At 44.0% G+C, this 13,947-nt stretch carries 11 protein-coding genes; 5 read left to right on the forward strand and 6 right to left on the reverse strand.

Going from position 1 to position 13,947, the window contains the following annotated elements:
- The 3 genes from W293_RS0112440 to xthA form a co-directional block, all read right to left on the reverse strand.
- Positions 1-422, reverse strand: a 422-nt coding sequence (locus W293_RS0112440; protein ID WP_025652747.1) for a helix-turn-helix domain-containing protein, incomplete at its 3' end; no start/stop codon positions are given.
- Between the two features lie 187 nt (positions 423-609).
- The gene (argJ, locus tag W293_RS0112445) at positions 610-1,833 is read right to left on the reverse strand and encodes a bifunctional glutamate N-acetyltransferase/amino-acid acetyltransferase ArgJ (protein ID WP_025652748.1); all 1,224 of its coding nucleotides are present in this window, start codon (positions 1,831-1,833) and stop codon (positions 610-612) included.
- 68 nt (positions 1,834-1,901) lie between these two features.
- Positions 1,902-2,726, reverse strand: a complete 825-nt coding sequence (xthA, locus tag W293_RS0112450; protein WP_025652749.1) for an exodeoxyribonuclease III — start codon at positions 2,724-2,726, stop codon at positions 1,902-1,904.
- 204 nt (positions 2,727-2,930) lie between these two features.
- Here xthA and W293_RS0112455 point away from each other — a divergent pair, with 204 nt between their 5' ends.
- The 5 genes from W293_RS0112455 to W293_RS0112475 all read left to right on the forward strand — a co-directional run bounded on the left by W293_RS0112455 (position 2,931) and on the right by W293_RS0112475 (position 10,181).
- Positions 2,931-3,548, forward strand: a complete 618-nt coding sequence (locus tag W293_RS0112455) for a hotdog domain-containing protein (protein WP_025652750.1) — start codon at positions 2,931-2,933, stop codon at positions 3,546-3,548.
- Between the two features lie 12 nt (positions 3,549-3,560).
- Positions 3,561-4,418, forward strand: a complete 858-nt coding sequence (locus W293_RS16440) for an ATP-binding cassette domain-containing protein (RefSeq protein ID WP_025652752.1) — start codon at positions 3,561-3,563, stop codon at positions 4,416-4,418.
- Positions 4,419-4,808: 390 nt separating this feature from the next.
- Entirely contained in the window at positions 4,809-5,600 is a 792-nt protein-coding gene (locus W293_RS0112465) for an ABC transporter permease (protein ID WP_025652753.1), read from the forward strand.
- A 417-nt stretch (positions 5,601-6,017) separates the two neighbouring features.
- Positions 6,018-7,715 carry an AMP-binding protein gene (locus W293_RS0112470; RefSeq protein ID WP_025652754.1) on the forward strand — a complete coding sequence of 566 codons (1,698 nt, stop codon included), beginning with the start codon at positions 6,018-6,020 and terminating at the stop codon, positions 7,713-7,715.
- A 765-nt stretch (positions 7,716-8,480) separates the two neighbouring features.
- Positions 8,481-10,181, forward strand: coding sequence for an AMP-binding protein (locus W293_RS0112475; RefSeq protein WP_025652755.1), 1,701 nt, complete (start codon positions 8,481-8,483; stop codon positions 10,179-10,181).
- A 541-nt stretch (positions 10,182-10,722) separates the two neighbouring features.
- On the opposite strand, the gene W293_RS0112480 is transcribed toward W293_RS0112475, so the two are convergent.
- The 3 genes from W293_RS0112480 to W293_RS16445 form a co-directional block, all read right to left on the reverse strand.
- Positions 10,723-11,592: an SDR family oxidoreductase gene (locus W293_RS0112480; protein WP_025652756.1), complete on the reverse strand. Its 870-nt coding sequence runs from the start codon at positions 11,590-11,592 to the stop codon at positions 10,723-10,725.
- Positions 11,593-11,764: 172 nt separating this feature from the next.
- Positions 11,765-12,529 carry a histidine phosphatase family protein gene (locus W293_RS0112485; protein WP_025652757.1) on the reverse strand — a complete coding sequence of 255 codons (765 nt, stop codon included), beginning with the start codon at positions 12,527-12,529 and terminating at the stop codon, positions 11,765-11,767.
- Between the two features lie 48 nt (positions 12,530-12,577).
- Positions 12,578-13,861 carry a phosphotransferase family protein gene (locus tag W293_RS16445; RefSeq protein ID WP_025652758.1) on the reverse strand — a complete coding sequence of 428 codons (1,284 nt, stop codon included), beginning with the start codon at positions 13,859-13,861 and terminating at the stop codon, positions 12,578-12,580.
- Positions 13,862-13,947 lie beyond the last annotated feature (86 nt).

The raw sequence follows: 13,947 nt of genomic DNA on the forward strand, positions 1-13,947 counted from the left end.
ATACGACCACGAGTCTCAGCAGTTAAACGCTGCCGATAAGGCTTGGCTTTACGTCTGAGACACTGCCATAACCTGCCGCCCTTACGCTTGTTTGTCCATATATAGCGATAAATGCTCATATGACTGAGTCCACCATGAACACCTGCTATTTGCTGGGGACTCCAGTTCTCTTTAAGCTTGTCTGTGACCCAGTCCCATACGTCAGCGATGATGCTGAGCGCATTGTTTGATCGTCTTGCACAAGCTTTCTTGTGAGCGTTATTGACTCGGTAACCGCGCAGGCTTTTATTGCGTCTGATTTCTCTTAATATGGTACTGGGACTTCTGTTTAACGCCCGCGCTATAAAATTAATACTATGTTCTGCCCCTATAAGGGCATAAATCTGGTATCGTTCCCCTAGGCTTAGATGCGTATAGTTCATGGTTGCAATCTCACTTTGGTCGGTGGATAAAGACTTTGATGCTAGCGCATCTAGGTCTTTTTTTCACCTCATATTTGGTATTGCACTTCATGTGTTAATCTAAGCAACATAAAAAATGGCCGAAGTAAGCATTACTCCGGCCATTTTTCACCATCTACTTTTTGCTAATTAGCACTTAGTACCATCATTAACTTCGGTAATCAGCATTTATCTTGACATAATCGTAAGACAAATCGCAGGTATAAACGGTATCGCTAGCGTCGCCACGTGCCAGATCAATATGAATGGTAATCTCAGGACGACTCATGACGGTCTTACCCGCCGCTTCCGTATAGCTGGGAGCAACACCACCATTTTGGCAAATCATCACCTCATCTAGATAAACATCGACTTGCTCGGTATCCAAATCTTCGATACCCGCATAACCCACTGCGGCAAGGATACGACCCCAGTTGGCATCACTAGCGAAGAACGCGGTCTTGACCAACGGAGAATGTGCAACCGCGTACGCCACATCGCAGCACTCTTGCGTCGTCTTGCCGCCCGTCACTTTTACAGTCATAAACTTGGTAGCGCCTTCCCCATCACGTACAATCAATTGTGCCAGACGGACGAACACCTCGGTCAAAGCTGAAACTATAGCCTGATAATGCGGGTGTTCTGGACTGTCAATCATATCAGCGCTGGCTGTACCGGTGGCAATCAATACGCAACAGTCATTGGTCGAGGTATCACCATCGACAGTAATACGGTTAAAAGACTGCTCATTAATGGCACTTAGCATCTCTTGTAATAAATCAGCCGCAATATTGGCATCGGTCGCCACATAGCCAAGCATGGTCGCCATGTTTGGTCGTATCATGCCTGAGCCTTTTGACATGCCGGTAATATGATAGCTGCTACCTGCGGCGTCGACCTTTTGGCTAGCAAGTTTAGGGACAGTGTCTGTGGTACGGATACCATTCGCCGCCACCAGCCAATTATCAGCGGCTAAACTGGAAAGCGCTTTATCTAAGCCTGCGATGACCGCCTCACTGTTTAGTGGCTCGCCAATCACTCCAGTCGAAAACGGCAACACAGAACTGACATCCACGCCTGCTTTACTGGCCAGCGCTGTACAGATATCAACTGCGCGGCGTTTGCCGTCTGCACCCGTCCCAGCATTGGCATTGCCCGTATTGGTGACCAAATAGCGCGGACTGGCTTTGGCAAAATGCTCACGCAATACTCTTACTGGCGCAGCGCAAAAGGTATTTTTAGTCGTGACCACGGCACTGTTTGCCGTCTCAGCAATCTCAATCACCACCAAATCATTACGATCTTTGTAGCGTACGCCTGCAGCGGTCGCACTTAACTTAATGCCATCGATAGGATAAATAATATCAGGTACTGCAACATTTCCAACAGCCATAGTGACTTCCTTACTTTCCAGTTTTTATGATTATAAATAGAATGTTATTTGTGAGTGTTCAACACGCCCTAGGGTTTGCTTAAGTTAAATGCTGACCAGATAGGCGCATGGTCAGAGGGTTTTTCCATGGCACGTAGCTCATAGCTGATACCGGCATCGACACAATCATCAACTAGATCTGAGGTGCACAAGATATGATCGATACGTAGACCACGTTTAGGGTCATCGTTGAAACCGCGGCTGCGGTAATCAAACCAGCTATACAACTCTGTACTCTCTGGATAGTGCAAACGATAAGTATCGGTCAACTCGCGTGACATTAGTGCTGCATACCATTCACGCTCTTCTGGCAAAAACGAGGTCTTTCTGTTTTTCAACCAACGTTTGGCATTAACTTCACCAATACCAATATCGATATCTTCTGGGGCAATATTCATATCACCCATGACGATGAGCGAGCGACCTTCTGTTATTAGGGTATCGATATATGCTATCAAATCGGCATAATAAGCACGTTTCATGGGAAATTTGGTCGGGTGGTCTTGGCTTTCACCTTGAGGGAAATAGCCATTGAGCACATCAACTTCACGACCGTCAAATTCATAACGCGCATGGATAAAACGCTTTTGTGCCTCAACGTCTTCACCAGGAAAGCCTTTTTGCACAAATATAGGCGCAACCTTGGACAAGAGCGCCACGCCATAATGTCCTTTTTGCCCAAAATACTCTACGTGATAGCCAAGGCTTTCTATGTTCTCTAGAGGAAATTGCTCGTCATGTACTTTGGTTTCTTGTAGACCCATCACATCAGGATCGATTACCTCACGCACCGCCTCTAGCTGATGTTGACGAGCGCGAATACCATTGATATTAAAACTGACAAAACGGGTCATAAATTATCCTATACTGATTGATTAAAAGACGGTGCTGATACGCGTATATAAATCACTATGATAACAGACGTAAGCAAGCCTGACTGTTGCGTGCCCTGATATCTTAAGCTAGAGTAGCTGTTATTACGACGATGGCTATTAAATGAAAGCGAGCGCCTCAGGCCGATTACACAACACTTATTAAAATAATTATTGAGCATTGTTATGACAACCACTATTAGCAAAAACGCCAACACCTTGCCAAAGACAAAAAAACAAATCACGCCATTATTTGCAAAAGACTACAACGTCTATATTAACCATACTGACGCTGGCGGTATAGTCTACCACGCCAATCATTTGGTGTTTTTTGAAAACTGCCGCCGCGATTGGTTTGGCCAGCTGGGTTTAAATGGGTATTTCTTACAGACTGATGAGGGTCAAGTACAGCATTTTGTGGTGAGTCAGGCAGACTTACAATATAAAAGAGCCATTCTGCTGGATGAAGTCATTAGTGTGCGTGTCGATAAAATCGAGTTAAAACCTGCCAGCATCGTTTTTTACCAGAGCATTCACCGTCATAGTCCAGACAAGGCCTCTACTGATAATAACCTTACCGATAACGCTTCTACCGATAGCGTCAAGAACAGTGCCAAGAACAACGCCAACGCCAATAATAGCTTATTAAGTAGTGGTAAAATCGTCATCGCTTGCGTGCAAAATCAAGTCAGAGCAGAGCCGGATGTTGCCGTTGCGAGCGCTGCACCAATGCGTCCAATTCGTGTGCCAAACAAACTGCGTGAGGCCTTACAAGAAGCGATTGATCAACCTATAAATACATAATGATGCCGACCTATGAGCGTTGATAATGACATGCCTATCGTTGAATTTAAAGACATCTGTGTCCATAGTAAGCGTATCACGCTAATCGATACTGGTGATAAACAGCCCACTATTAGGGCACAAACAAATAACTTGTCTGCCACCTATGATAAGTGGACGCGCAAATTCAGAAAAAACGCTTCTTCTAAGCAAATATTATCGACACCCAAAAGAGTCTTGATAAACAACGTTAGCGGTACATTATTAGCAGGTCAAGTGACCCTTTTGACAGGGTCTTCTGGCAGCGGCAAATCCGTTTTACTGCGTGTGCTTGCAGGCTTACTGCCGATGAGCAGCGGTAAAGTCTGTTTGCGTAATGATAAAGAGTTAAATAATAGAAGTGATAATAGCAGCCTTTATCATAGTATTCATAATACGCCGCCGCCTGAGTGGCGCGCGCGTATCGCCCTACTGGCTCAGCAGCCACAATTGCTAGAAGGCACGGTACTTGAGAATTTGCAAATGCCCTATCGCCTACAAGCGCATCAACACCTTGACTTTGATATTGACTGGCATATCGCTCAGCTTGTTAAGCTCGAACGCCGCGCTGATTTTTTACAGCAAGCGGCTGGTTATTTATCTGGTGGCGAGCGCCAACTGGTCAACACTTTACGTCTTTTACAACTAAACCCACAAGTGCTGTTATTAGACGAGCCGACAGCAGCTTTAGACAGCGATACTTCAGCCCAGCTGGTATACTTACTGATTGACTGGTTACGCGGTGATGCCCAGCGCAGCGTATTGTGGGTGACGCATGATATGCAAGACATTATGCCATTAGCCGACAGACATTGGCACATGCAAGCAGGCGTCTTAACCGAAGTGAGGTAGCATTATCATCAGCCTTCAGTCGTTACTGTTGCTGCCAATAGTGACGGCATTTAGGGTCTGTTGAACATTCAAATGTGGCACTGGCAGTGGCTATTTTTTAAACAATACGCAGTGAAGTTTTTGACGCCTAGTCATTCTAGGTTAGATAATTTCGCCATGTATTGGCAAAAAATAGCCCTGCCCTGAAAGGCTGATACTAAAATCACCCCAAACGTTGTTGTAAACCTAGCTAAGGTCTCGACATTATCGTCGGTTTACGCCTGATTTGATAAAAGGTTTGGGACGATTTTAGCAATCAGCAGTCCTAATATTTGAATGTTCAACAGACCCTAATATTTATTGACCTACATCACACCTTAACTCCTTAAACCCCTTTGATAATGAGCCGCTATGAACGCGACGGACGATATGCAAATATTCCTCACCTATGGTGATATTGCGCTTGCCAGCAGTTTAATTATTATCGTGCTTATCATCTCTTGGCGACTGCGTTTAGCTTTAACCAAAACACTATTAACAGCTGCTATTCGCACCATCGTTCAGCTCAGCTTTATCGGTCTGATTTTGGCATGGATTTTTGCTCGTGAACAGTGGTACGAAGTCCTACTCATACTGACTATCATGACCGTAATCGCTGGTGCTGCAGCCAAAAATCGAGTCAAACGCAGCTACAAAGGTTTATTCACTGACACCTTGCTCGCTGTCAGTCTATCAGCCGTATTGGTCACCAGTATCGCAATCATGCTTATATTAAGAGTACAGCCGTGGTATACACCGCAATTCGTCATTCCCATATTAGGCTTAATATTAGGCAATTCTTTGACCGCCATCTCCTTGACCAGCAACCAGTTGATTGAGGCCTTTCATGAGCAGCAAGGACGTATTGAAACGATGTTGAGTCTCTCTGCCAGCCCGTTCGAAGCTGTGCATGAGCAGATAAGAGCCGCCATTATTAATGGCATGACCCCAACGCTAAACTCTATGCTGGTGGTTGGTATTGTCAGTCTGCCAGGGATGATGACTGGGCAAATACTAGCGGGTGCAGATCCTACTCAAGCGGTACGCTATCAGATTATCACTATGTTCTTGATCTGTGTTAGTAGCACGTTGGGATGTACTATCAGTGCGTTACTGATTTACCGACGTTTTTTTAATAGCAAACAACAGTTTACCTTGCCTTAGTGACCATGCGTCTTATTTATCTTGCCTCAGATATAAATCTAATTATCTAATTTTTGTATGTACTGCTCAGTACTTGCATGCTAATATTGCCTACAATTAGATTCATGCTAATGTGTTACTCAAATGTATCATTATATTCTCTCTAGTTGATATAACAGGTAATTAATAAGACGTTTTTCGTACCAATCAGATCTTTTGGTATGGATTTACCCATACGGTTGCTTCGCTTATTTACCACTTTTTATCATGATATAAAATATATAATGGCAACAAAATCTTAGCAGCCAGTCAATAGATAAGGATGTTATCGCTCTCAGCGGCAAATGGTTCACGTCAGCGCTGATTTGTTTTATTGACACGGATATGACTGCTTTCTCACCAAACCTTAATCTATATTAAACCTCAAGGACGCTGACTATGACGTTAAATAAACCTTGGCTTGCCCAATATCCGGCAGGCATGCCGAAGTCGATCGATCCAGATAGATATGGCAGCATAGTAGAGCTATACGAAGAATGCTTTGATCGCTTCCGTATGCATCCCATGAGTATCTGTATGGGCGTCACCCATACGTATGACGACATTGATAAAGCGTCGCTCGCCGTTGCTGCATGGCTGCAAGCTCAAGGGTTACCTCAAGGTACGGTGGTTGCGCTCATGATGCCAAACGTCCCGCAATATTTGCCAACCATGATTGGTATTTTGCGCGCCGGTTATGTCTGTACGCCTGTCAATCCCCTATATACCGGTCGTGAGCTACGCCATCAATTGAATGACTCGGGTGCTCAGGTTATTTTTGTGGTTGATAACTTTGCCCAAGCGCTCGAGCAAGTTATCGACGAGACCAATATCAAGCGTATTGTCCTATCGAAAATGGGCGATATGATGGGTCTAAAAGGTATCTTAGTAAATACTATTATTCGTCAGGTTAAGCGTCTGGTACCCAAGTACAAGCTGAACGATCCTAAGCATGAAGTCACTAAGTTCCCTGACGTTCTTAAAAAAGGTAGAAACCTACCGCTACAAAAACCAAGAATGGCCTTGGACCAAAAAGCTTTTTTACAGTATACAGGCGGTACTACTGGTCTATCTAAAGGGGCGATTTTATCGCAGCGTAATATCGTGGCAGCTTCTATGCAATCAGAAGCATGGACACGCCCTATTACCTCGGAGATCAATGAAGTCTATATCAATATGGTCATGGCCTTACCGCTGTATCATATCTTTGCCTTTATGTTGAGTTTGCTCGGCATGCGCTCGGGCTATACCTTTATCTTGGTACCCAATCCACGTGATATCCCTGGATTTATCAAGACCTTGTCAAAACAACCGTTCCATATCTTCCCAGCGGTCAATACTCTATTTAAAGGATTGCTTGATAATCCAAACTTCAAAGATCTCAATTTTAGCTCATTGCGTATCTCACAAGCCGGTGGTATGGCAGCGACTGAGCAGACAGCGACACGCTGGCTTGAGACGACGGGCTGTGCGATGATTGAAGGTTGGGGCATGACTGAAGGTGTCGCGGTAGGCACCGCCAACGTCATTACAGATCGTAAATTTAACGGTACGATTGGTGTTCCCGTCCCTAGCGTCGATGTGATTGTCATCGATGATGAAGGCAATCGTGTGGGCGTCAACCAAGCTGGCGAGATGTGTGTCAAAGGTCCTAACGTAACCTTAGGCTATCTGAATAGAGACAGCAGTGATGACTTCACCAGTGACGGTTATTTCCGCACTGGCGATATCGTTAGCATGGACGAAAAAGGCTACTTTAGACTGTTAGACCGTAAAAAAGATATGATTTTGGTCTCAGGCTTCAACGTCTTCCCGAACGAAATCGAATCGGTCATGCTCGATTGTGAAGGTATTCTTGATTGCGCGGTCATTGGTATCCCTGATGATCATCAAGGCGAAGCGGTGAAAATCTATGTGGTACCAGAAGATAATAACGTCACCAAAAGTACCATTAAAGAGTTTGCATTGGATAATTTGACTGGCTATAAATGTCCACGTTATATCGAATTCGTCAGCGAGCTACCAAAGAGTAACGTCGGTAAAGTGTTGCGTCAAAAACTGCGTGAAAAGCATGACGCGGATCACCCTCAGTTATAAATAAACTGAACGCAGTCACATATAACTGCTCTATAAATTTGGTTGTAAAAAGCGCTTTACCTATATGGTAAGGCGCTTTTCTTTGCTCAACTCTTCAAAAAAGTATAGTGCTGATTCTTATAAATTTGATTTGACACTCTGTGTCCTACCCCTGAATGCTAATCGTTAAAGTATGATTCTGGTTAGAAAACGCATCAATATATTGTAAAGCCAATTTTAAAAAAGGTGACTCGAACAGCGTGCTATATAATACTGTTATACTTCATTAGATTTTTTCTATGATATAGAAAAGCTTATCCTGACTTATCTACCGCTTATCGTTTTTACTTGCAACACATATCACTTTATTTATCAAATTTATATATGTACTGTGAAGTACGCTTATCATAATGTTGACTTCAGTTGTATTTGTGTTAATGTATTGCCAAAATATGTCAGTCTACGTTCTAAAATTTAATTGATAAGGTTTTTATTGAAAGTAACTTATAAGGGTTATTGAGACTAAGGGTTATTGAGACGTGACGATATTTTCTAAGTGACATTTAGATCAATAAATGTACTTATTTGCCGTTTATTCTACAAAGGTCTTCATTCTTTGTAATTAGACAAAATTGTGTAAGGGCCACCGTATGTTAGCAGTCAGTTAATAGTTAGGATAGCACTCAGCACCGCGTTTATTACTACGCAATGATTTATGGTGTTGACAGGGATGTGACTACTTTCTTCTAAGACCTTAACTTATATTAATATTTAAGGACGCTAAATATGACCGTGAATAAACCTTGGCTTGCTCAATATCCTGCAAGCGTGCCCAAGACGATCGATCCTGACCAATACGAAAACCTGATAGAGCTTTATGAGGAATGCTTCGACCGCTTCCGTCAGCATCCCTTGTCTATCTGCATGGGTGTGACGCACACTTATGGAGACGTTGATAAGGCCTCCCTAGCCGTTGCAGCATGGCTACAAGCGCAAGGCATTCCTAAAGGCAGTGTGGTTGCGCTCATGATGCCAAACGTCCCGCAATACTTGCCAACGATGATTGGTATTTTGCGCGCCGGTTATGTGTGTACCCCTATTAATCCGCTATATACGGGTCGTGAGCTGCGCCATCAATTGAATGATTCAGGTGCTCAAATTATCTTTGTGGTCGATAATTTTGCTCAAGCACTGGAGCAAGTCATCGATGAGACAGCCATCAAGCGTATTGTCCTATCAAAAATGGGCGACATGATGGGCCTTAAAGGTATCTTGGTCAATACAGTTATCCGTCAGGTAAAGCGCCTCGTACCCAAATATAAGCTTGATGATCCTAAGCACGAGGTAACCAAGTTCCCTGAGGTCCTTAAAAAAGGTAAAAACTTACCGTTTCAAAAGCAGAAGACCTCTTTAGAGCAAAAAGCTATCTTACAGTATACTGGCGGTACCACGGGACTGTCTAAAGGTGCTGTATTATCTCAGCGTAACGTGGTAGCAGCGGCGCTACAGTCAGAAGCATGGTATCGCCCTGTGACCTCAGAAATTAACGAAGTCTATATTAATATGGTCATGGCCTTGCCGCTGTATCATATTTTTGCCTTTATGCTAAGCCTACTGGGTATGCGTTCAGGCTATACCTTTATCTTGGTACCAAATCCGCGTGATATGCCGGGCTTTGTCAAAACCCTGTCAAAACAACCGTTCCATATTTTTCCTGCGGTTAATACCCTATTTAAAGGCCTGCTGGATCAACCAAGCTTTAAAGATCTCAATTTTAGCTCGTTACGTATTTCACAAGCTGGTGGTATGGCTGCTACTGAGCAGACTGCGAAACGCTGGTTAGAAGTGACTGGTTGCCCGATGGTTGAAGGTTGGGGGATGACTGAAGGTGTGGCCGCAGGTACGGCCAATGTCATCACTGACCGTAAGTTCAATGGTACTATCGGCATACCCGTACCTAGCGTTGACATCATTATTGTCGATGACAATGGTAAACGTGTAGGACTACACGAAGCGGGCGAGATGTGTATCAAAGGGCCGAATGTCACGTCAGGTTACTTTAATAAAGACAACAGCAATGACTTTACCAGCGACGGTTACTTCCGTACCGGCGATATTATTAGCATGGACGAAAAAGGCTACATTACCTTATTAGACCGTAAAAAAGACATGATTTTGGTCTCAGGCTTTAACGTCTTTCCGAATGAGATTGAGTCTGTCATGCTAGATTGTAAAGGTATTATTGACTGTGCGGTGATTGGTATTCCTGATGAACATCAAGGTGAGGCGGTCAAAATCTATATCGTTCCTACCGACAATAATGTCACTAAGAGCGATATCAAAGAGTTTGCGCTAGATAATTTGACTGGCTATAAATGTCCGCGTCATATCGAATTTGTGAGTGAATTGCCTAAAAGTAACGTTGGTAAAGTATTACGCCAAAAGTTACGTGAGCAGCATATGCTGGATAACCCACAAACGCTTTAGTCAAAATATCCAAAAAACGCGACACTATTGCTGATATTGGTTTTTTGTAGCCTCTGTCTGCGCAGGCGCAGCAAGCAAAAAAAATTGATATCAGCAGTGCGTGATGGTTCGATATTATTTTTCACTCACTATATAACGATTAAAACGAAGCTGTTTTATTTTTATTGCTAGGGTCTGTTGAACATTCAAATGTGGCACTGGCAGTGGCTATTTTTTAGACAATACGCAGTGAAATTTTTGACGCCTAGTCATTCTAGGTTAGATAATTTCGCCATGTATCGGCAAAAAATAGCCCTGCCCTGAAAGGCTGATACTAAAATCACCCCAAACGTTGTTGTAAACCTAGCTAAGGTCTCGACATTATCGTCGGTTTACGCCTAGTTTGATGCGATTTTAGCGATCAGCAGTCCTAATATTTGAATGTTCAACAGACCCTAAATTGCTATACCAGAAATTAGCGAAAAAAAGCCCTCTACAGATGATGTAGAGGGCTTTTTTTCTGAATTTACTTTTACCAAAATTTACGTCAAGAAAAACATCATCAGCTGAACTTATTAAGCACTCGTAACGGTAAATGCTTCATGGCATGACCGACCACTGCCCAAGGTAAGCTAGGTACACAAGCTTCTTGAACGCCTGCTTCGATTGCAGCAACCATTGCTTTCGTACCCGTATCTACATCCACTTCAAACGGTAACGGCTTAGCGTTTTCGTTAATTTCCGTACGGATATAGCCTGGATAAATAGTAGAAACGTTAATCGGTAATTTGGTCAACAGCATATCAGCTCGGATGCCTTCTGCCAAATGAGCGAGCCCTGCTTTAGTCGCACCATAAGTGGTCAGGTGTCTCGGTAAACCGCGCATCGCCGACATACTGGATATGACGACCAAATTGCCGCTATTCTGGGCTCGAAAAATACTCATGGCCGCTTCACACTGCGCCAGTGCTGAGATAAAGTTAATTTCAACCGTACGGCGATTGGTCTCAAAGCGACCTTTACCAATACGGCGACTCTCACCGACACCTGCATTGACCACCACACGATCGATACCACCAAAGTCGGCGGCAAAAGCATCAAACACCTCAAAAACTGCATCGTAATTACTGACGTCTAATACGCGATATTCAACGCGAATATTGGGATAAGTGGTCATCAGTTCTGACTTCAAACGCTCTAAGCGCTCAGTACGGCGGGCACAGATAGCGAGGTTGTAGCCAAGCTTGGCAAACAGTCTCGCCATCCCCTCGCCTAAGCCGGAGCTGGCACCCGTGATTAAAATGGTCTTATCACGCCCTACTTGCTGCTTATTCAAGCCTTTAAGATAGCGTGCCGGTTGCACAGCACTCAATATCTGCTGCTGGCTTTGCTTAGTGGTTTTGGTGACTAAGCCAATTAATTGATTTTTCATGACCAATCCTTTGTATAACGATAACGAAATAGCTTCAATACCTCATAAAACGATACTTATGAGGTATTGAAATCAATTGCTTACACTTATATTCTAACAGCTGATGAGTAATCACTGAGTCATGGTTATGTATTTAGGCCAGTGTGTATGACTAAAAGAATAGTCTGGTCACCTATCGCCACGTCACGAAGCGTTTACCGTCGCCAAATAGATGACTATATTCATTGAGAGACATCAGGCGTGTGCTTTGATCTTTTAGCGTAAGAGAGGTTACCCCGGTATTGACCAAGCTTTTATTAAGCTGATACGCAGTCTGGCTACCTTGCTGCAACAGTTGTGCGGTGATAGCAGCGATCACACCGCCAGAGGTGAAGACCAGTACCGTACTGTGGCGATCTAAGTTTAAACTGGTGACTTGCGTGCGGATTTGCTCAAGCGCTTGTTGAGTACGGCTATTGAATTGTGACCAGCTCTCAAGATAGTCATGATCATTATCACCCGCATGCCAGCGCTGCATCGCCAGATCGAACAGCTCAGCTAAGCGCCGCGCTGGAACCTCTGCCTTGGCAATCTCAATAGCAATTGCCGATCTACTGGCAAAAGTAGGATCTGATTTAATCAACACGTCTTTGTGATTAAACTCATCAAACTGCGGAATGATGTAGCTGTCAGGCTCATTTATATCGAGTGCCGCTAAAAGAGGCACATTATCATTACCATTATGGTTAATAGAGGTCTGGTAACTCTCCCAAAAGTGCCGCGCCGAGTCTTTTTGCCGTTCTAAACTGCCACTAAAAATAGCGTCAATGCGGCGCTGCGTCGTTGCATAGTGCTGGCCGAGCATCTGCGCTTGCATACTCCCTAATTCTGAGAGCTTATCATAATTCTTTTGCCCAAACGATGCTTGACCATGACGTGCCAGAAGGATGGTTGTCATAAATAATCCCTTGTTATTATATTCACTAAACGGCTGCTTTTAAGAAGATTATTCGTCAGAAGCATCAATACTCTTGGCAAAATAGCCTTTTGGCAAAATACCTTTGACCACCTTTTGTACAGGGCTCGGTAGCTGCTCAATCGTCGTAGCGTCGACCCCCATCTCTTTTAGGTGTGGCTGTACATGAGTGTTAAACAGTGCCTCACCTTCATACTGAGCAATCAGCTTAAGACATTTGGCGTGGAGAACGTGGACGATAAGCCAAAAATTCTTAAAGGCGGGATTACTTGTTTGCTTATGGTAGTAACGATAGTAAATTTGCTGCACGATACCCGCTAAGCGAAACAAGCCAAACACTTCATAAAAGGTCCAGTTGTCTACCGCTAACCCTGTCTGCTTCAAGTAATAGGCAACCACTTCGTCACGCGTCATCATGCCCTTTAAATGGGTGGGCTGACGGCGTGACTGTTGCATGACGATATTGTCATCTTCTTCAATCCAATACGCCAAGGCACTACCCAAATCCATTAAAGGATCACCAAGGGTCGCCATCTCCCAATCAAGCACACCAATGACTTTGGTCGGATCATCAGCTGCCAAAATGACATTATCAAAACGCCAGTCATTATGGATGATGCAGGTTTTGCTATCAGCAGGCGTATGCTTACCAAGCCACTGCCGTACTAGTGCAAAGCTTGGTACGTTGGGCGTTTTTGCTTTGACGTAGCGTTTATCCCAGCCGCTAACTTGGCGCTCACAATAGCCGTCACCGCGACCTAGCGTGACCAAATCTGGATGCTCTTTATAATCTACTTGATGCAATTCGACCAACGCATCGATGACATTGGTACACAATGCACGCGTTTGCTCAGAATCTAAATAGATGCCTTTTGGCAAATTGGCACGAGGAATGATGCCTTCCATGCGCTCCATGACATAAAAATCGGCACCGATCACAGCTTCATCGGTACATAACGCCACCATCTTTGGCACATAAGGATAGGCGTCTTTTAAGGCTTTTTGCACGGTATATTCGCGCACCATATCATGCGCTGACTTGGCCTTGGTGCCTTTTGGCGGACGACGTAGAATTAAATCTTGGCCATCACCATCACCGCCGTATTGTAGACGATAAGTCCAGTTTGAGGCGCCGCCAGAAAACTGAGTAACCGTTGGCTCACCTTTTATATCGACGCCTTGCTCGCGTAGCCAAGCGCTGACTGCTTGTGCGTCAAGCTCTTCGCCTTCGCGCACTTCGCCACCTTTATCCAAGACTTTATTAAGTGTTTGATGGTCATTGTCAGTATTGTTGGCATGATTATCAGTTGCCATGAGATATTCCTTATCTTGTTGTCATTTTTATTTATAAAATATGTTGGTAATAAAAATTCACTATCGATATTTGATAGTGAATTTTT

The organism is Psychrobacter sp. TB67, from assembly GCF_000511065.1.
Lineage (GTDB): Bacteria > Pseudomonadota > Gammaproteobacteria > Pseudomonadales > Moraxellaceae > Psychrobacter > Psychrobacter okhotskensis.